The sequence below is a fragment of the Borreliella carolinensis genome, from assembly GCF_032595855.2.
GTDB classification, from domain to species: Bacteria; Spirochaetota; Spirochaetia; order Borreliales; family Borreliaceae; genus Borreliella; species Borreliella carolinensis.
On record NZ_CP132453.1, the window covers coordinates 241,484 to 262,897 of the forward strand.

General features: G+C 29.4%; 16 protein-coding genes and 1 tRNA gene. 11 read left to right on the forward strand and 6 right to left on the reverse strand.

Annotated elements, in window-relative coordinates; all coding sequences use genetic code 11:
• Positions 1-97: 97 nt before the first annotated feature.
• Positions 98-1,663, forward strand: a complete 1,566-nt coding sequence (gene lnt / locus QIA46_RS01170; RefSeq protein WP_317268154.1) for an apolipoprotein N-acyltransferase — start codon at positions 98-100, stop codon at positions 1,661-1,663.
• Here the strand turns inward: lnt and QIA46_RS01175 are convergent.
• Both QIA46_RS01175 and QIA46_RS01180 read right to left on the reverse strand, forming a co-directional pair.
• Positions 1,603-2,373 (reverse strand): hypothetical protein, encoded by a 771-nt coding sequence (locus tag QIA46_RS01175; protein WP_317268155.1) that lies wholly within the window; start codon positions 2,371-2,373, stop codon positions 1,603-1,605. The two genes, lnt and QIA46_RS01175, sit on opposite strands and share 61 nt — an antisense overlap.
• 58 nt (positions 2,374-2,431) lie before the next feature.
• Positions 2,432-3,034, reverse strand: a complete 603-nt coding sequence (locus tag QIA46_RS01180; protein ID WP_014023488.1) for a deoxynucleoside kinase — start codon at positions 3,032-3,034, stop codon at positions 2,432-2,434.
• 408 nt (positions 3,035-3,442) lie between these two features.
• On the opposite strand from QIA46_RS01180, the gene QIA46_RS01185 reads away from it, so the two are divergent.
• The 3 genes from QIA46_RS01185 to QIA46_RS01195 all read left to right on the forward strand — a co-directional run bounded on the left by QIA46_RS01185 (position 3,443) and on the right by QIA46_RS01195 (position 7,608).
• Entirely contained in the window at positions 3,443-4,207 is a 765-nt protein-coding gene (locus QIA46_RS01185) for an MIP/aquaporin family protein (RefSeq protein ID WP_301341415.1), read from the forward strand.
• Positions 4,208-4,250: 43 nt separating this feature from the next.
• Complete coding sequence (glpK, locus tag QIA46_RS01190; protein ID WP_317268156.1) at positions 4,251-5,756, forward strand: glycerol kinase GlpK; 1,506 nt, start codon at positions 4,251-4,253, stop codon at positions 5,754-5,756.
• Between the two features lie 289 nt (positions 5,757-6,045).
• Positions 6,046-7,608, forward strand: coding sequence for a glycerol-3-phosphate dehydrogenase/oxidase (locus QIA46_RS01195; protein WP_317268157.1), 1,563 nt, complete (start codon positions 6,046-6,048; stop codon positions 7,606-7,608).
• 90 nt (positions 7,609-7,698) lie between these two features.
• On the opposite strand, the gene QIA46_RS01200 is transcribed toward QIA46_RS01195, so the two are convergent.
• The 3 genes from QIA46_RS01200 to QIA46_RS01210 are packed head-to-tail and all read right to left on the reverse strand — an operon-like array spanning position 7,699 to position 9,760.
• Positions 7,699-8,193: a DUF327 family protein gene (locus tag QIA46_RS01200; protein ID WP_316256062.1), complete on the reverse strand. Its 495-nt coding sequence runs from the start codon at positions 8,191-8,193 to the stop codon at positions 7,699-7,701.
• Positions 8,180-8,734: a bactofilin family protein gene (locus tag QIA46_RS01205; RefSeq protein WP_317268158.1), complete on the reverse strand. Its 555-nt coding sequence runs from the start codon at positions 8,732-8,734 to the stop codon at positions 8,180-8,182. Before QIA46_RS01205 ends, QIA46_RS01200 begins: the two co-directional genes overlap by 14 nt.
• Positions 8,735-9,760: a M23 family metallopeptidase gene (locus tag QIA46_RS01210; protein ID WP_316256064.1), complete on the reverse strand. Its 1,026-nt coding sequence runs from the start codon at positions 9,758-9,760 to the stop codon at positions 8,735-8,737.
• 195 nt (positions 9,761-9,955) lie between these two features.
• Between QIA46_RS01210 and rdgB the strand changes: the two genes are divergently transcribed.
• From rdgB to QIA46_RS01245, 7 genes are all read left to right on the forward strand, one after another.
• Positions 9,956-10,561 (forward strand): RdgB/HAM1 family non-canonical purine NTP pyrophosphatase, encoded by a 606-nt coding sequence (gene rdgB / locus QIA46_RS01215; protein WP_316256065.1) that lies wholly within the window; start codon positions 9,956-9,958, stop codon positions 10,559-10,561.
• A gap of 119 nt (positions 10,562-10,680) precedes the next feature.
• On the forward strand, positions 10,681-12,453 hold the full coding sequence (gene pepF / locus QIA46_RS01220; RefSeq protein ID WP_317268159.1) for an oligoendopeptidase F: 1,773 nt from the start codon (positions 10,681-10,683) through the stop codon (positions 12,451-12,453).
• Positions 12,454-12,466: 13 nt separating this feature from the next.
• Positions 12,467-13,171, forward strand: a complete 705-nt coding sequence (gene pcsA / locus QIA46_RS01225) for a phosphatidylcholine synthase (RefSeq protein ID WP_316256067.1) — start codon at positions 12,467-12,469, stop codon at positions 13,169-13,171.
• On the forward strand, positions 13,168-13,782 hold the full coding sequence (locus QIA46_RS01230) for a DedA family protein (RefSeq protein ID WP_317260112.1): 615 nt from the start codon (positions 13,168-13,170) through the stop codon (positions 13,780-13,782). The genes pcsA and QIA46_RS01230 overlap by 4 nt, the downstream gene beginning before the upstream one ends.
• Positions 13,783-13,802: 20 nt before the next feature.
• A tRNA-Leu gene (locus tag QIA46_RS01235) sits at positions 13,803-13,886 on the forward strand.
• A gap of 101 nt (positions 13,887-13,987) precedes the next feature.
• A complete protein-coding gene (gene leuS / locus QIA46_RS01240; protein ID WP_317260113.1) occupies positions 13,988-16,510 on the forward strand; it encodes a leucine--tRNA ligase in 2,523 nt (840 codons plus the stop codon).
• A 14-nt stretch (positions 16,511-16,524) separates the two neighbouring features.
• Entirely contained in the window at positions 16,525-18,825 is a 2,301-nt protein-coding gene (locus tag QIA46_RS01245) for an efflux RND transporter permease subunit (RefSeq protein ID WP_317268160.1), read from the forward strand.
• On the opposite strand, the gene lon is transcribed toward QIA46_RS01245, so the two are convergent.
• Positions 18,817-21,237: an endopeptidase La gene (gene lon, locus QIA46_RS01250; RefSeq protein ID WP_317268161.1), complete on the reverse strand. Its 2,421-nt coding sequence runs from the start codon at positions 21,235-21,237 to the stop codon at positions 18,817-18,819. The genes QIA46_RS01245 and lon overlap by 9 nt on opposite strands.
• Positions 21,238-21,414 lie beyond the last annotated feature (177 nt).

The window sequence follows — 21,414 nt, forward strand, 5'->3', positions numbered from 1 at the left end:
TAATACAAAAAAATTAATACTATCATATAAAATTATTAATGATAATGTTAAACATATTACACCATTATGTTACTAATAATAGTAAAAAAGAGGAAAAATGAAAACTAGATGCTTTTGCCTAGCCGCATTTTCAGGAATTCTTACAACACTTGCAATTCCAAATGAAATTAAAGAAACCGGATACTCAATCCTGGGATTTGTTGCTTATGTGCCACTTTTTATAGCCTTAAGAAAACTAGAAGATAAAAAAACATTAATAGTATTAACAGTATTTTACTTCATAATAGCCAACAGCTTGCAAAATTTTTGGCTTGGATTTTTTCATGCATTTGGATGGATTACATTCATCGGGGTGGTAATAGGGTACATTCCATATTCATTAACTTTGAGCTATTTCCTTTATTACTCTTTAAAAAGCTTTAAAAATAAAGCCATGAGCATAACAATGCTTTTTACATTTTATGATTATTCAAGATCAATTGGATTTTTAGCATATCCCTGGGGACTTGCAGCTTTTACCGTAAATAATTTCAATAATTTAATCCAAGTAGCAGACATTTTTGGCGTATTTTTTGTATCATTTGTAGTCTATTTTTTAAACTCGGGAATTTCAGACTTTCTAATCCATAAAAACAAAACAAATTTGCTAAATATAACACTTCCAACATTATTAATAACAACATCTTTTATTTACGGAATGTTTAAAAAAACAGAGTTAAAAAGCTTATTAGCAAAAGAAATAGACAGCCTAAACATTGCAGCTATTCAGCTTAACACTGATCCATGGTTGCCAGGAAATGACAAAAAAGGAATAAGGGATTCTATTGAAATCACAGAACAAGCTTTAAAAGAAAATCCAAAAATAGAATTTGTAATCTGGAGCGAAGGAGTACTAACATATCCTTTTGGCGAAGAAGATCAATACTTTAAAAGCTCTGACTTGCATAATGAGCTTAAAAACTTTATAAAAGAACGAAAAATCCCATTTGCTATTGGAGCCCCCTCAAATGTGAACAAAACCATAGGGGTTCAACAAAATTCTATTTATATGATAGAATCAAACCTTAACATTGCAAACATATACTCTAAAATATTCTTAGTCCCTTTTGCAGAAAAAATTCCATTTTACGAATATGAATTTGTAAAAAACTTTTTTTTACAAAATTTTAGAATTTTAGGACAGATAGAAGGAAATAAAATTGAAATATTAAAATTGAAAAAGTTTAAATTTGCTCCCTTAATATGTTATGACGATGCATTCCCAGAACTTTCAAGGTTTTATAAAACCCAAGGCGCTAATACATTGCTAAATTTTTCAAACGACTCTTGGTCAAAAACAAATTCAGCAGAATGGCAACACTTTGTTGTGGCTAAATTTAGAAGCATTGAAAACGGAATCAAAACTATTAGAGCTACAAACTCAGGAATTACTGCTGTTATCAACGAATACGGAGAAAGCATTAAAAGATTAGAAACTTTTAAAAAAGGATACTTATTATCAACTGTAAAACTGTCCCCAACATTTACAACCATTTATGAAAAAATTGGAGACTTGTTTATACATATATTGGTGATGATGTTTTTAATTACAACACTAAGATTTCAATTTATAGAAGACAAAAACCAATTATTATCATCCTCTTTAGTAAAAATTAAAGTCTGATGTTCTTTCCAAAATGGAAAATTTTTAGTAACATCATTTTTTTTGGCATTTACATTAACAGAAAAAGAAGTATCGTTTGATTTTGAAATTTTCAAAGACTTTAAATCATAATAATCATCAACTGATAAATACTCCAACTCATCAGCATCAACCTTGGATGAAGCACTTGATAAAGTTGATATAAAATCATTTTTTGATTCAAATTGGCCCATTACATTAACTTTATTTGCAATAACAGAATCAAACAAATCAAAGTTTCTGGAAATTAAAGCTCTTGCAAACTTTCCAAATTGAAACTTAATAATTTTATCTTGATTTTTGGCTCTCTCTTTTTGAGCAATATATTCTATTTTAGGAGCATTTGTAAACTCATTGATTTCTATTTTTTCGTGCACTATTCCAGGTATCTCTTCAAGCTTAACATCTTCAAGCATAACAACCTTGGAATTGTCATCCTTAATCCTAGCATCAAGCTCTTTAACTGCAAGCTTGATATTAACTCCCTTTTTCAAATCTGGATAAATTTTTAAAGCTTTTGCTTGGAAAAGCTTTCCCTTTTTAACTTTACCAACGTTTATATATCTTTGGCCAACCTCGTAATAAAAAATAGCAAGCTCTTTTTGCTTATCAACATAAGAAGAACTACCTTGAGCAAACAAATTCAAAAAAACAAAAGAACATAAAAAATACAGAAGAAATAATCTTCTCATAAGAACCTCCATTAACACTCAACCTTAAAATAAAAGAATGTCAATCCACTATAAATAATTATAATACAAGTTTATCTCTAATTAAAGAAATCACTTTATTCTTATCTTCTTCACTAAAAATATTTATATTATCGTAAGAAAATTTTATTTTTGACGACAAGTTGTATTCATCGTACCACTTTAAATATTTCCTATTAAGCCCCTCAAGATAATCCCTTGGAATATTCATTTCAAAGCTTCTATTTCTATTTTTAATTCTGCGCTCAACCTCATCAATACTACAATCAAGGTAAACAAGCAAACTTGGTCGCTGAGAATGTTCAAGCATATTGTCAAGAAGATCGATATATATTTTATATTCCTCATCAGAAATGTGCCCATCACAATTTAAAAGAGACGCAAACACACAATCACCATAAATAGATCTGTCTAATATGCCCCCTTTTGTTCTAAATACACCTTTTATTAATTTAAACCTCTCATTAAGAAAATTAATTTGAACTGGAAATGCCCATCTGGATTTATCCTTATAAAATTTGTCCAATACAGCCAAAGTAAAATCATTATTCAGTTCACTGTAAAAAGGAACTTCCAGCTCCCTTGATAAAATATTTCCAAGAGTAGTTTTTCCTACCCCAATTAAACCTTCTATTACAATCACCAAGTCTACCTCCAAAATAACTTAAATAAATTCACACACAAATTAAAAAAGAATTACTAAAGAATAAAACTTCATTAATCAAAAAATCCAATGTAAAAATTTTAATATAAAATAAAAAATCCTTAAACAAATTTTAGAAAAGAAATCCACAATTTAAAAATTAAAATTCTTAAATTATTGACATTAATCTTAATTAAAAATAAGATATTAAATATAATTTTAATAAAATTTTTATTAAAAATATTAATTATTTTTAGTAAAAAAGACTAAAATATAAAAATTCTAACCATCTTGCAAAAAATACAGTGATATTTAATTAAAAAATTTAATATATTCGAATTCAAAAATCAAAAATTAAAACTTTTTAATAAAAAATAAAAATTATTATAAAAATAAGGAGATATAATTATGAATTATACAAAATTCCAAGAATTTATATCGGAATTTTTGGGAACATTCATTCTATTGGCTTTAGGAACTGGATCTGTTGCAATGACAGTATTATTTCCCTCAAGCCCCGAAGTACCAGGAGAAATAATAAAAGGCGGATATACAAATATAGTATTTGGATGGGGATTAGGTGTAACTTTCGGTATTTATACAGCAGCAAGAATAAGTGGAGCACACCTAAATCCGGCTGTTAGCATAGGATTAGCAAGTACTGGAAAATTTCCCGTTTCAAAACTTTTGCATTACATTGTGGCGCAAATATTAGGGGCGTTTACAGGCGCATTAATGACACTTGTCGTATTTTATCCTAAATGGATAGAAATGGACCCTGGGCTTGAAAATACTCAAGGAATAATGGCAACCTTCCCTGCTGTTCCTGGATTTTTGCCTGGATTTATTGATCAAATTTTTGGAACTTTTTTACTAATGTTTTTAATTTCTGTTGTTGGAGATTTTACAAAAAAACACAGCGACAACCCATTTATTCCATTTATTATAGGAGCAGTGGTTTTATCAATAGGAATAAGTTTTGGAGGAATGAACGGTTATGCTATTAATCCTGCAAGGGACTTGGGACCAAGACTTTTACTCTTATTTGCTGGATTTAAAAATCACGGCTTTAACAACCTTAGTATATTTATTGTACCAATAATCGGCCCAATAATTGGAGCAATTTTGGGAGCTACAATTTACGAATTTACACTAAAAAATAACAAAGACTAAAAGAAAAGATATTTATCTTTTTTAAAGAAAAAAGGAAAAAACTATGAAATACATTTTATCTATTGATCAAGGTACTACTAGCTCGAGAGCAATGGTATTTGACAAAAATGCCAACATAAAAGGGTTTGCTCAAAAAGAATTTACTCAAATTTATCCACAACCAAGTTGGGTGGAACATGATCCTACCGAAATATGGGGGTCACAACTTGGAGTTATAACAGAAGCTATGGCAAATGCAAGAATTTTACCAAATGAAGTTGATGCTATTGGAATAACTAATCAAAGAGAAACTACAGTTGTATGGGAAAAAAATACAGGAAAGCCCATCTATAATGCAATAGTGTGGCAAGACAGAAGAACTGCAAAAATTTGCGATCAATTAAAAAACGAAGGGAAAGATAAAATTATTTTGGAAAAAACAGGCTTGGTGCTAGATTCTTATTTTAGTGGAACAAAAATAATGTGGATCTTGGATAATGTAGAAGGAGCCAGACAAAAAGCTGAAAATGGCGAATTGTGCTTTGGAACAATAGATACATGGATATTGTGGAATCTGACTCAAAAAAAAGAACATGCAACTGATTACTCTAATGCTTCAAGAACATTATTATTAAACATTAAAACATTAAAGTGGGATGATGAACTTTTAAGCATATTAAATATTCCAAAAGCAATTTTGCCTAAACTTAAAGAAAGCTCTACAATATATGGCAAAACAGACAAATCACTATTTGGAGCAGAAATTCCTATCGCAGGAATTGCTGGAGATCAATTTGCAGCAACATTTGGACAAGCCTGTCTTAAAAAAGGTATGGCCAAAAATACCTATGGAACTGGCTGCTTTTTAACAGTTAATATAGGAAAAGAGCCAATCATTAGCCATGACAAGCTTTTAACCTCAATTGCATGGGGAAGAAAAAAATCTGTAACTTATGTTCTTGAAGGAAGTGTTTTTATTGGCGGAGCTGTAGTTCAGTGGTTAAGAGACGGTCTTGAATTTTTCAGAAAAAGCTCAGATGCAGAAGCATTAGCAAGCTCTGTCTTAGATAATGGTGGGGTTTATTTTGTGCCAGCATTTGTTGGACTTGGTGCACCCCATTGGGATTCTTATGCAAGAGGAACAATCATCGGAATAACAAGAGGATCAACAAAAGCACACATTACAAGAGCTGCTCTTGAAAGCATCGCATTTCAAAGTTTTGATATACTAAATACCATGAAAAAATCCATTTCCAACTTTGAAATTCAAGAATTAAGAGTAGACGGGGGAGCAAGTCAAAACAATCTATTAATGCAATTTCAAGCTGATCTTTTAGAATGCAAAGTTGTAAGACCAAAAATAACAGAAACAACCGCTCTTGGGGCTGCCTACCTTGCAGGACTTGCAACAGGTTATTGGCAAAGCGCAGAAGAAATTATAAGTCTTTGGCAAGTAGATAAAATATTTGAACCTTCAATGCCTAAAAATCAAAAAGAAATGCTCCTTGAGAATTGGAACAGAGCAATTGAAAAATCAAAATCCTGGATACAAAATTCTAATGGTCTATAAAAATTCAAAACAAGGCTTTGAATATCTATTGATATTGTGCATGCATTCAAGAAATAAACTGCCTAAACTTTATAAAAAGGTCAATTCATTGGAGTAATACAAAAAATGATTAATATCATATTAAATCTAAAGAAAAATCACAAAAAATTGAAAAATTTATCAGCGCAATTGGTCTATAGTGCTTATTCAATAAAATTAAAACAAATGGTCTGTCTTTTCGAATTTCTTAAATCTAGCATTTAACTAAAAAGAAAAGAAATTAACCAAAACGGAGGAATATTTAAATTTCATGAATAATAACAAAGAAACAAAATTAAAAGATCTTGAAAATCAAGAATTTGATCTTATAATAATTGGAGGAGGCGCAACAGGGCTTGGCATTGCAGTAGACGCAATTACACGGGGATATAAAACAATACTTATAGAAAAATTTGATTATGCAAAAGGCACTTCCTCTAGGTCAAGCAAATTAATTCACGGTGGAGTAAGATATTTGGCCCAATGGAATATTTCTTTAGTTAAAGAAGCTTTACACGAAAAAGCCATTCTTGAGAAAAATGCACCCCATTTAATTAACGAATGCGCACTTATCACTCCTATTTATAATGTTTTAGAAATACCTTATTATTATTTTGGATTAATTTATTACCACAATCTTATGGGTAAAGAAAAAACGGCCAAATACAAAACTAAATTACTATCCAAAACATCTACCATTGAAAAAGCTCCTAATATTAAAACAGAAGGCCTTAAATGCTCTATTCTATATTACGACGATTCATTCGATGATGCTAGAATGGCAATAACATTGTTAAGAACTTTTACCGAGAAAGGGGGCATTGCTCTTAACTATACAGAACTTAAAAAATTCAACAAAGAAAACGGAAAACTTTCGGGGGTTCTCATACAAAACAAATTGTCAAAAGAACAAATTTCATTAAAAAGCAAATGTATAATAAACGCAACAGGAATATTTTCAGATGAAATAAGAAGATTGGATGATGAAAAAGCCTTAAACATTATCAAACCTTCCCAAGGTAGTCATTTAATAATCAAAAAAGACAAATTTCCCAAAAATCATGCAATATTAATACCTAAAACTAGTGATAATAGAATTTTATTCGCTATTCCTTGGTATGATAGTGTTGTTTGTGGAAGCACTGATATTCCAATAAAAGAAATAGAAGAGGAACCTAAAAGATTTGAAGAAGAGATTGACTTTATAATAAATAATTTAAATGGCTATTTAAATATTAAAATAGAAAAATCTGATGTAAAAAGCGTATACACCGGAATAAGGCCATTAGTAATGGATCCAAAAGCTAAGGGAAACACTTCAAAAATCTCAAGAAATGAAAAAATATTTATATCAGATTCAAATCTTATTACAATAGCGGGGGGCAAATATACTACATACAGAAAAATGGCAGAAAAAACCTTACTTAAGGCAATAGAAAAAAATTTAATACCAAATTGTGCACCAACTACAGAAGATTTAAGGTTACACGGCTACCTTAAAAAAGAAGAGGCAATGAAAATTCCTGAACCTTTTCGAGCTTATGGCAGTGACTTTGAAATTCTAAAAAATATGCAGGGTTTTGACAAAAAGATACACGAAAACTTGGATTTAAATGAAGCTCAAATAGCTTTTTCAATTGACTTTGAACAAGCCAAAACGATTGAGGATGTTTTAGCAAGAAGAACAAGATCACTGCCTTTAAATCCTCAAGCCACAATTGAGGCTGCTCCAAGGGTTGCTGAAATAATGATGAAAAAATTAAATAAATCTGAAGAGTGGAAAAATGAACAAATAAAAAGCTTTTTAGAAATAAGTAAAAAATATATAATTTAAAATTAATTTAATTTATGCTATTAAACAAAGGGATTGTTAAACAATCCCTTTTAATTTAAAACTTAAAATATTAAAATCCTCAAACCCAATTCACATTAGCAAATTCACAAGCAAGCCTTGAATCTCTTCAATGCTATCTAAAAGTTTAATCTGGGTCATTTGATTTTGTAAAACAGAATAAGCAAGTCTATCCAACTTATCGTTAATAATTTTAATAATTCTATACTTAGGACGCTTAGGATCCCCCAAACTTCCCCCTTTTTGTTCTTTCAAGCAAACAGAAGATGATATAATAATGGATATAAACTCTGAAATAACTTTTTTGTAAAAAATCACATTTTGCCTGGAAGGTTCACTCAAAAGTTTCTCACCAGTCTCATTAATTCCATCCAACATGCTTTTAATTAAATCAAGATTAAATTCTCCATTTTCAAGTAAAATAAAATGCTTATCCTCTTTAACACTTTCGGTCTGAAACACCGAAGAAAAAAGATTGTTCTTATCAAAAGATACCTTTTTGCCACTTTTTTTATAATCTTTTGAATTAAGATTTAATGCCCCAGCAATCAAATTATTTACTTTCATCTATTTTGTTCACAATACTTGAAAAATATTTATCATCTTCCCCTTCTAAAAGTTGAAAAGATTTTTTTTCTTCTTGATGTTCCTTATTGATTTCAATTAAAAAATCTTCGTTGACCTTGTAAGAGCCAGTATAAAAAAATGTATTTCTTTCAGGAGCTCTAAGATACTCAGCACCAATATCCATATACCCATCAATAATGGCGCCCTCTTCAACTTCAATCGATTTACAAGAAATATTTCCAATAACACACCCCGATGCAAATATTTTAATCTTGCTTTTAGCATAAATATTACCCACAACCATTCCAGAAATAACAAGTTCATTAGCATCAATGCTAGATTTAACTCTACCACTCTCTCCAATAATTACCCTTTTAGTAGAGCTAATAGTGCCCATAAAATCACCATCAAGCCTAATAAAATTATTTGAAACCAAGTCTCCTTTAAAAAAATCACCAACACCCACTATTGTTTTTATTTCATCAAAAATAAACAAAGGCGGGGCTTTTCTTTCTTTTTTCACAGTCAAAAAATTTAACATCTATTTCGAAGCTCCTGTTGCTAAATTTAAATACATATCGGGATTAATAACTTGAGAACCTACACGAACCTCATAATGAACATGAGGACCTGTTGCATAACCTGTCTGCCCCATAAATCCAATTATCTGTCCCTTTTTAACATAAGACCCTTTAGAGGTATTAAGACGCGACATATGTGCATAAAGAGTCGCAAGCCCATACTTATGCTTAATTTGAACAAAATTGCCGTAGCCTGCCGACTGATAACTTGCTCTAACAACTTCCCCATCAGCAGTTGCAACAATAGGAGTTCCAATTCTAACTCCCCCAAGATCTATGCCCTTGTGAATATACCACTGCCTAGTAAAAGGCTCAATAGCAGGGCCAAAATGCAAAGTAATAATTCCAGCTCCACCAGCAAGAGGCCAAAGAGAAGGAATATCATTTAAAAGCTTGTCCTGAGCATGCAAGACCTTAACTATGCTTTTAAGAGGAGGAATTGAACTTTCTATTTTGCTTTTAATATTTTTAAGATCGCTAAGCTCTTTTATTGAATTAGCTTCTAAAATTTGCAAATCAATAAAATCAGAAAGATCTCCATCTAATTTATTTTTATTTAAATCAATGCCATTAGAATTGATTTTTAAAGAAGTTTTAAGCTCATCTAAAACTTTAGAAAAATTTTTTGCAACAGAATTAATTTCTACAACTGTATTTCTAAAATCTTCAATCTCAGATTCTGCTAAAGAGTAATTTTTCTCTGTGGATTTAACAATTGATGAGAGAGTAACATAATTAACGGCAAGCAAAACAAACCCTATAAAACCGCCTAAAAAAAAAGTAGAAAAGAAAAATAAAGTCAAAAAAGAAATCTTAATATTTTTTACATTCCCTTTAACATGGGGAATAATAATAAAGCTAATATTTTGCTTAAAAAAAGAATGTATAACTTTAAGGGCTGTAAACAAAGAATTATAAATAGCTAAAAAAAACTTTAAAATTCCTTTAAAACCCAAAATAATCTTAAATTTAATTCTTTTCTTCATAACAAACCTTATCAAAAATTACCATGCTCAAACAAAAAAATTAAAAATTTATTTTAATACCTTAGACAAAAATCCAAATTTTTCGATAAAAACCTGGTACAAAAATACTTAACAAATAAACAAAATTAAAAAGAATAATACTTAAAACCAATATAATTATACAATTCAACTCATAAATACTTTATTATTATATAGATGAAAACACTATTTTTTGCAACAACAAATGAAAATAAAATAAATGAAGTAAAAAATATATTAGATATACCTAATTTAAACTTAATAGTCCCTCAAAATTTTAACATAAAAGAAACAGGAAAAACATTTAAAGAAAACTCTTTGATTAAAGCAAAAGCACTGTTTGAAATTTTAAATAAAAATCAAAATGTTTTCGGAGAAGACTCTGGGCTGTGCATTGAGGCACTAAACTTGGAGCCTGGAATTTACTCTAAAAGATATGATACTTATAAAGTATGTAAAAAATTAAGCACTAATGAAAAAAATCAACTAATTTTAGATTTAATGAAAAATGAGAAAAACAGAAAAGCATATTTTATATGCAACATAAGCTATATATCAAAAAATGGACAAATATTAAATTTTGAAGGAATTATTAAGGGAGAAATTGCCCTAAGTTTAAATGACAAGCAAAACTATGGATTTGGTTATGATTCAATATTTTTAACTAAAAATAATAAAAAACTTAGTGATTTAACACTTGAAGAAAAAAATAAAATATCTCATCGAGGAATAGCATTTTTAAAATTTAAAAAATTTTTATTAGAATATTTATTCAACAGTTAATCTTAAAGGCTTTTTATATATAAAGTTTAGACTTTATTGTAAAATAAAAAGCACAATGTTTATAAAATTTCGACTTATTATTTCTTTAAAAACAATAAAAAAAGATAGAGGAGAATTTAGTGATAAATAGAAATGAAATCAATGAGAATGATAAATGGGATTTATCTTTTCTATTTGCAAATGAAGAAGAATATACAAAAGCAATCAATACTATTGAAATCAAAACCAAAGAATTCAAAAAATATGAAAAACTGGAATTAAATTTTGATTTGTTTAGAGAAACTTTAAACAAATACTACGAAATCATGGAAGATTTAGAGAAAGTCTCTTATTATGCAATGCTTCAATTAGAAACAGATGTAACCAATACGGATTCAAATAAAATATACTCTATATGTGTCAATTTATCTACAAAAGTATCTGATGCTACCTCATACTTCATGCCCAAAATACTAAAAACAGACGAAAAAAAAATTCAAGCTTGGATAAATGATCCAGAGGTTAAGGATAAAAAAATTGCAATTGAAAAAATACTAAGAGAAAAAAGTCATATTTTAAGCGAACAAGAAGAAAAAATACTTGCTAACTACACCCCTCTTTATTCATCTTATCAAAACATATTCTCAGCATTAACAAATGCCGATATGGAATTTGGAGAAATTAATGGACACCCTTTAACCAATTCTACCTACACGCTATTTCTACAAAACGAAGATCAAAAAATACGAAAAGAAGCTTTTTTAAGATTTTATCAAAAATACAAAAATAATGAGAATACACTTGCCAATCTTATTATATCAGACTTTAAGAAAAGCCATTTTATTGCAAAGACAAGAAAGTTTCAAAATACTTTTTCAATGCAACTCTTTTCAAACAATATTGATAAAAAAGTTTATACAAATTTAATCGAAACTGTCAATGAAAATTTATCTGTGCTTAATGACTATTATGAGTTTAGAAAAAAAGTTTTAAACCAAGAATATCTATATCACTACGATGTTTATGTACCACTAACAAAAGGAATAACATTTAAAAATTCATTTGAAGAAGCTTGTGAAAAGATATTAAAATCTTTAGAGGTACTAGGAAATGAATATACAAAAATCTTAAGAAACGGCCTTTTAAAAGAAAGATGGGTTGATAAATACGAAAATACCGGAAAAAGATCGGGAGCTTTTAGCGCCGGATCATACAACGGCAAACCTTATATACTTCTTAATTACAAAGACGAATCAATAAGAGATATGTTTACGCTTGCACACGAAGCAGGGCATTCAATGCACTCTTACTTTAGCATAAAAAACAACCCATTCCCGCACTACAATTATTCTATTTTTGAAGCAGAAATAGCATCAATAATCAACGAACAAATATTAGCAGAATATTTGCTTAAAAACGAAACCGATACTAAAAAAATAAAATATATAAAACTCACACAAATTGACGACATGATTTCAACATTCTTTAGACAAACAATGTTTGCTGAATTTGAGTACATTATTCATGAAATGATTAGTAAAGAAGAGCCCGTGGTAAAAGAAACACTAACAGAAACTTATATGAATTTGCTAAAAAAATACTTTGGCCCTAGCCTAAAATTTGATGAATTAAGTCCCCTTGAATGTCTAAGAATCCCCCACTTTTATTCACCCTTTTATGTGTATCAATATGCTACAGGCATTGCAGCTGCTCTTTCAATATACAAAGACATTAAAGAAAGTAAAAAAGATGCGGTAGAAAATTATATAAAATTTTTAAAAACGGGTGGTTCCAAATACCCACTAGATTCCTTAAATATTACCGGCGTAGATTTAACAAAAAAATCAACAATAGAAAACACTATTAACATTTTCAAATGTAGACTTGAAGAGATAAAGAAAATATTCCAATAAAAGGAGATTTACTGTGAAAAATATCAATTTGATTTTAGCTTGGCTTGTACATATTTTTACAGCATCTGGCTTGATTGTAGGACTTTACTCAATAATTTCAATTGTAAATGGTGATTATTCTCTTCTTTTAAAGCTAACAGTAACGGGACTTATAATAGATGGAATTGACGGAACTATGGCAAGAAAACTTAAAGTTAAAGAATTAATACCTGAAATTGATGGCACTCTGCTTGATAATATTACAGACTACATAAACTATACATTCATACCTGTTATATTTTTTTATTTAGGAGAATTCATTGAAGAAAAATATAAAGTCGTCATTTGCATTGGAATTTTGCTCTCATCAGCTTACCAATTTTCAAGAACAGATGCAAAAACAAATGATAACTACTTTAGGGGATTTCCTTCCCTATGGAATCTCTTTGTGATATTAAACATAATCTTTAAAATGGAACAAATAACAAATTTTATTACAATGTCAATATGCATTATAACAAGCTTTATCCCAATAAAATTTATTTATCCATCAAAAACCAAAGAATTAAGGAAAATTACCATACCAATAACAATAATAAGTTGCTTAATATTTGTTGTATCAATATTTTCAGAGCTGTCCACAACAGCGTTAAAAATAGCAAAAACGGTTCTTATCTTTTACTTTGCATATTTAACTTTAGCAAGTATATATTTAACTTATAAAACAAGAAATAGATGATAAAAATGTATATAAACACAATACTAGAATCGATTGATTCAAACATAGCTTATTCCCCAATAGTATTTTTTTCTTTACTAATTTTAGCAGGACTTAATGTTCCTATTTCTGAGGATGCAATAGTACTAATGGGGGGAATTTTATCTAGCCGCAAAAATGAATATACTGTATTAATATTTTTAGGAATTTTTTGGGGAGCCTATCTTGGGGACATAATATCTTTTTACATTGGAAAATTAATGGGAAATAAATTGTTTAAAAACAAAAAAGAAAATAACCTGCTTGACAAAATAAATTACTATTATGGTCAATACGGGGTATTAACTTTATTTATAGGAAGATTTATACCCTTTGGAGTTAGAAACGCAATATTTATATCAGCAGGAATGGGTAATATGAAATCCAATCTATTTATTGTTTCTGACTTTTTTGCAACTTTGCTCTCAGTAATCGTTTATTTTACCCTAAGCTTTAAACTAGGACAATCATTTGAAATGATATTTTCAAAAATAAAAATAATTATATTTGCAATATTTATTATTTTAATATCAACAATAATAATAATCTGCGTAATTAAAAAAAAGAAAAAAGTTGACAAAAATTTAAAATAAAAAATATAATGGTTAATAACGCTGTGGTGGTGGAAATGGTAGACACGCTAGCTTGAGGGGCTAGTGGGCGCAAGCCCGTGCTGGTTCAAGTCCAGTTCACAGCATCAAAATTATTAGCAGCTTATTAAATAAAATTAACATAAATAGGATCTAAAAAGATACTAGAAAATAAGTTGCTGTTATAGGTTAATTTTCAAGAGGACAAATGTCTAAATACGAATTCATAAAAATTGAAAAAAAATGGCAAGAATTTTGGGATAATAACAAAACATACAAAGTAGAAGAAGATCCAAACATTCCCAAAGAAAAAAGATTATATATACTTGACATGTTCCCCTATCCTTCTGCCAACGGACTTCATGTTGGTCATCCAGAAGGATACACAGCCACTGATATATTTGGAAGATACAAGCTTTTGAATGGATTTCATGTACTTCACCCAATAGGGTTTGATAGCTTTGGGCTTCCTGCTGAAAATTACGCAATACAAACAGGAACTCATCCTCAAAAAAGTACAGAAGAAAATATTAACAAGTTTAAAAAACAAATAAAAGCTTTGGGGTTTGCCTATGATTGGGATCGAGAAATTAGAACACACGAGGAAAATTACTATAAATGGACACAATGGATTTTCTTGCAATTATATAAAAAAGACCTGGCTTATGTAAAAGAAATGCCTGTATGGTACTGCCCTGAACTTGGAACAGTACTAGCAAATGAAGAGATCATTCAAACTCCAGACGGACCAAAATCTGAGAGAGGATTTTACAACGTCGAAAAAAAATATTTAAGACAGTGGGTTTTAAAAATTACAAAGTATGCTGAAAGATTGTTAGACGACCTGGAAGAATTAGAATGGCCTGAATCTGTAAAAGAAATGCAGCGAAATTGGATTGGCAAATCAACAGGGGTTGAAATTGACTTTGAAATTGAAGGTCACAGCGATAAAATCAAAGTTTTTACAACAAGACCAGACACAATCTTTGGCATCACATATTTAGTAATAGCACCGGAAAATAAACTAATAGAAAAAATAACAAAAAACAACTTTAAAAAAGATGTCTTAAAATATGTAAAACATGAAGAACTCAAAAGTGATCTTAAGAGAACCTCCCTTGAAAAAGATAAATCGGGGGTTTTTACAGGATCTTACGCATTTCATCCAATAACAAATGAAAAAATTCCAATTTGGGTTGGAAGCTACGTACTGGGAACTTACGGAACCGGAGCTGTAATGGGCGTTCCAGCACATGATGAAAGAGACTTTCAATTTGCTAAAAAGTATCAATTAAAAATTTTACCTGTGATATCAAAATCGGGGAAAAATGAAATATTAGAAAAAGCATTTATTAATGATGGAATTTCAATAAATTCTCCTAATGAATTTAATAATCTTAAAAATTCTGAGGTAAAAGAAAAAGTCATAGAATGGCTTACTAAAAACAAAAAAGGGAAAGAAAAAGTTACCTATAGGCTTAGAGATTGGATTTTTTCAAGACAAAGATACTGGGGTGAGCCTATCCCCATTTTGTTTGATAAACTTGGAAACGCAATACCTTTAGAGGAAAATGATCTTCCCTTAAAGCTTCCAGAAATTGCAAACTACAAACCTTCTGGAACAGGAGAATCTCCACTGTCAAGAATTAAAGACTGGGTAAACATAAAAGAAATGGATCTTACAAGAGAAACAAACACAATGCCTCAATGGGCAGGCTCTTGTTGGTATTATTTAAGATACCTAGACCCTAAAAATCCAAAAGAGTTTGCAAACAAAAAAAAAATTGAATATTGGATGCCAGTTGACCTATACGTAGGTGGAGCTGAACATACAGTATTGCACCTGCTTTACTCAAGGTTTTGGCACAAGGTTCTTTATGATCTAGGGTACGTAAATACCAAAGAACCTTTTAAAAAGCTAATAAATCAGGGCATAATAACATCATTCTCTTATCAAAAAGAAAATGGAGTTTTAATACCTAATGACCAAGTTGTAGAAAAAGACAATAAATTTTTTGACAAAAAAGATAACAAAGAAGTAACCCAAGTAATTGCCAAAATGTCAAAATCTTTAAAAAATGTAATAAATCCAGACGACATCATTAAGGAATTTGGAGCAGACTCAATGAGAATTTATGAAATGTTTATGGGACCGCTAACAGATTCTAAACCTTGGAACACTAAAGGCATTATTGGAGTTTTTCGATTTTTAAACAAAATTTGGAACTTAAGAGAAAAAGAATTATCAAAAGACAATCCTCCAAAGGAAATAATATCTGAACTACATAAAGTAATTAAAAAAGTCACAGAAGACACAGAAAACCTAAATTTTAACACGGCAATCTCTGCTATGATGATATTTATAAATGAACTTCTAAAGTATGAAAAAAATTATTTAAACATATTTAAGCCGTTTATCATTATTTTATCTCCCTATGCGCCTCATTTAGCAGAAGAGTTGTGGGAATATATTGGAGAGCTTCCAAGTTTATTCAAAAATTCAAAATGGCCAAAATTCGATGAAAGCCTTATTATTAAAGATAAAAAAGAAATTGTTTTACAAATAAATGGAAAAATAAAAGACAAAATTTTACTAAACAAAGAGATAGACGAAGAAGAACTAAAAGAAATAGCAATGGAAAATAGCAAAATAAAATCAAATTTATTCAATAAAAAAATAGTAAAAATAATTGTAATTAAAAACAAGCTTGTCAACATAGTGATAAAGTAAAAAAGAGGCATGATATGGACTTTGAAGGTCTAAGCATTAAATATAAAGGAATTATATTTACAATATTTATCCTAATTACTATCTTTTTAGGATTTTTTTTAAAAAATCTTAAATTCGATGCAAACATCTTAAAACTTATACCCAAAACTAAAGAAACTGAAAGCTTAATAGACATTGACAAAAGTAATTCACTTTTATCTACAATAGTAATATTCCAAGATAAAAAAAATATTTTCAATAAAAAAAATTTTGAAACAATAAACAGCGTAATCGATGAAATAACCAGAATTTTAAAAGTATCTCCAAATGCAGTTACAAGCATATTTTCTTATTTCCCACAATTTAAAAAAGAAATCTACACCGATAAAGATATAGAAGAAATAAAAAATAAAATAAAGTCAACTCCATTTGTAAAAAACACATTCTTAGGCAACTCAGAAAATTTAATATACTTCATAATAATCCCAACAGAGAGTGACAAAATCAACTTCAGTAGAAATTTAAAAACTGAACTTGATGAGATGGAAAAAACAATTAAAAAATATGAAACTGACGATTTAAAGTTATATCTTACAGGAGATTTAATAGTAAGAGAAAAAATCCTAAACTATATGGTTGAAGACTTCAAGATCTTAGGCCCTCTTGCTACTTTTGTAGTAATAATTTCTCTTTATCTTATTATAAAAAATCTAATTGGAGCATTAATTCCTATTTTTATTGCATTATTATCATTGATTTGGACTTTTGGAATTAAAGGGCTTGTACAATCCCCTATTACAGTACCAGAAACCTCAATGATTGTTTTACTTATTTCAATCGGGTGCGCCAATGCTGTACACATAATAAATGAAATATTTAAATTAATAAAAAAAGAACAACTCTCAAAAGAATCCATAAAAGCAATAATTAAAAAACTCAAAACTCCCATTCTGCTAACATCTCTTACAACTGCATTTGGATTTTTATCTCTTACAACCTCTTCAATTAATGCTTACAAAACAATGGGTATTTTCATGTCAATTGGGGTCATTATCTCAATGATAATTTCATTAACTGTTTTACCTGGAATAATCACATTAATCCCATTTGCAAAAAAAAGATCTTTTGAAAAAGAAAAAGAAAATAAACTAAATAAAATATTTTTCCTTGAAATACTTGCCAAACTAAATACACAAATAACAAAATCCATATTAAAAAGAAAATATACATCCTCTATAATGGTCCTCATTATACTGGGAATTTCTTTTGTGGGTCTTTTAAAAATCGAAATCAATTTTGATGAAAAAGACTACTTTAAAGAAAGCACAAGTGTAAAAAAAACATTAAACCTAATGCAAAAAGAAATGGGAGGAATATCGATTTTCAAAATAGAGCTTGAAGGAAAACCCGGTGAATTTAAAAATGCTAAAGCAATGCAAACCTTAGACTTAATTACAGATAAACTTGATGCATTCTCTGCAAAAACTCAATCCAGCTCTATTAATGGAATTTTAAAATTTACAAATTTTAAAATCAAAAAAGAATCCCCACTAGAGTATAAACTACCTGAAAACAAAATTATACTAAACAAACTAATAAACTTGGTAGATAGAAGCGATTGGACTAAAGACAATAAAAAAATGTACATTAATGACGATTGGTCATTAATATCTATCATAGTAAGAATTGAAGACAACTCAACTGAAGGAATAAAAAAATTTGAAAAATATGCTATTAAAACAATTAATGAACATATGAAAAATAATAAATATCATTTCTCAGGAGTTTATGATAAGGTGTTAATAGCTAAAACAATGGTAAAAGAACAGGTTATGAACATTATAACAACTCTTGGATCAATAACACTGCTACTTATGTTTTTCTTTAAATCTATAAAAACCGGAATAATTATTGCAATCCCAGTAGCATGGTCAGTGTTTTTAAACTTTGCTGTAATGAGATTATTTGGGATAACCTTAAACCCTGCAACAGCAACAATTGCATCTGTAAGCATGGGAGTAGGAGTAGATTATTCAATTCATTTTTTCAATACGTTTATTTTACAATACCAAAAAAACCAAATCTACAAAACTGCACTTCTTGAATCAATACCCAGTGTATTTAATGGAATATTTGCAAATTCCATTTCTGTTGGAATAGGATTTTTAACTTTAACATTTTCGTCTTATAAAATAATATCAACTCTCGGAGCAATAATTGCTTTTACAATGCTAACGACATCTCTTGCATCGCTAACTCTTCTCCCATTATTAATTCATTTATTTAAACCTAGAGTAAAACTCGTCTCAAACAACAATTTTAAAAAATTAAAATAATAATTTAATGACCTCGCGCATATTATCTACAAGATAAAAATTAATGCCGCTTTTAATGTTAATAGGAATTTCTTCTAAATCAACTCTATTTGCCTTAGGAACAATAATATGCTCAACACCACTACGCTTTGCTGCAATTATTTTTTCTCTAAGGCCCCCTATCATCATTACATTCCCAGTAAGAGAAAGTTCTCCTGTCATAGCCAAATGGGGTCTAACAACCTTATTAAGAGCAAGAGAAATAAAAGCGCTAGCTATTGTAATTCCTGCAGAAGGCCCATCTTTTGGGGTTGCTCCTTCTGGAATATGTAAATGAATAATATTTTTTTCAAAAAAAGATTTACTAATACTCAAATCCTCTTTAATGCTATTAACATAAGTATAGGCAATATTAGCAGATTCTTTCATAACATCCCCAAGTCTACCAGTCAATTTAATTCCACCCACCTTGGACTCTGTCTTTACAGTCTCAATCATTAAAGTTGAACCTCCATAATTTGTCCAAGCAAGGCCCATTACCATCCCTGAATACATAGCATTGGGCATACTTTCCTTTCTAAAAACAGGCACACCAACATATTCTTCTAGATTGTCATTGGAAATTTGATAAGACTTAACCTCAGTATTCTCAATAAGCTTTCTAGCAACCTTTCTTACAATTTTGTTTAAATATTTTTCAAAATTTCTCACCCCATTATCTCTTGCATATTCTTGAGCAATTTGAACAAGAGATGAACTTTGAAATTTTAAAGAATCTTTATCAACTCCGTTTTCACTTAAAACTTTGGGAATTAAATACTTTCTTGCAATCTCTATTTTTTCGTTATCAACATATCCAGAAATTTCAATAACCTCCATTCTATTTAACAAAGGTCTTGGTATTGTTTCAACGGAATTAGCGGTTAAAATAAAAAATACATTCGAAATATCAAAAGGAAGATCAAGATAATGATCTCTAAACCTAACATTTTGTTCAGGATCTAAAACTTCAAGAAGAACTGAAAAAGGATCCCCATAACTTGAAGATGAAATTTTATCCACCTCATCAATTAAAAAAACAGGAGAATTTGTCTTGGTAATTCTTAAGCCCTGAATAATTTTTCCAGGCAAAGCACCAACATAAGTTCTTCTGTGCCCCTTAATCTCTGACTCATCACGCATTCCACCAACAGAAAATCTAAAAAACTTGGTACGCAAAACCTTTGCAATAGCTGCTCCAATAGAAGTTTTCCCCACACCAGGAGGCCCCACTAAAAGAATAATTGCTCCCTTTTGAGTCTTTCTTAATTTAAGAACAGAAATATATTCAATAATTCTATCCTTAACTTCGTTCATTCCATAATGAGTTTTATCTAAAATTTTTTTAGATTTTTGCAAATCTAATTTATCAAAATTTTTTTTCAAATCTCGCCAAGGAAGCTCAGTAATAAGTTCAAGATAATTTCTAACAACAATGTATTCAGCAGAACTTGTCTCAAGAAGTGAAAATTTTTCTAACTCTTTTTCAACTACCTCTAAAGGTTCTCCCTTTAATTCTAAAGCCTTTAGCTTGGTTTTAAGCTTTTCTAAATCGCTGTTTTTTTTATCTCCTATGCCAAGTTCGGCTTTAATAGCCTTAAGCTGTTCTTTTAAAAAAAACTCTTTTTGCTGTTTTTCTAATCTCTCTTGAATGCCTTTAGCAATTTTATTTTGAATTTCAATTAAATTAAGCTCTTCATAAATCAGTTCTAAAACTTTTTTAAGCCTATCTTTTACATTCAAAGTTTCAAGAACTATTTGATGATCATTTTTTGAAGATGAAATAGTGCTGGCCACAATATCACATAGCTTTCCCTTATCCTCAATATTAACCATATTTAATTGAATTTCCGGCATTTTTCTATGCGCAAATATTTCTTTAGTTCTAAGCAAAATACTACTGTAAACTGCCTTTGACTGAACATCATCTTTTCTAACTGGAATTTGCTTTAAATAGTCAATCTCAATTATGGGAAACTTGTCATTAAGAACAACTTTAACAAATTTAATCCTATCAAAAGTTGAAACAAATATATTGTAGCCGCCGTCCGGAAGATTAATTTTTTTTATTATTTTTCCAGTAACTCCAACAGAATAAATATCTTTACTATAATCAATAATTAATTTCTGTTGAGCATTATTGTTGTTTTTCCCTAAAAATTTATCATTCAAAACAAATAAAGCAATGATTCCATTGCCTTTCATAGCATAATCGATTGCTTTCATATCAGAATCAGAGATTATAACAATCGGAATAAACATCCCTGGAAAAACTGGGTGAGAAGGAACCGCTATTAAAGGAACTCTTGCGGGCTTATTAGAATGAGGCAAAATTCCAGCTACAACTTTTTCTTTTTTTTTATCCCCTGACCTATCTTTCTTAGATTTATCCATAAAACTTGAAATCTCCTAAGCTAATTATAACAAAACAAATATTTTATGGAAATTCATTTAATAATATTTTTTTTTATTATAAAATGATAAAATGAGAATTTACACAGTTAAAATTATGCCCATGAATTTGGATTACAGTAAAAATTACAATCCACTAAAACTACACCATTCAATAAA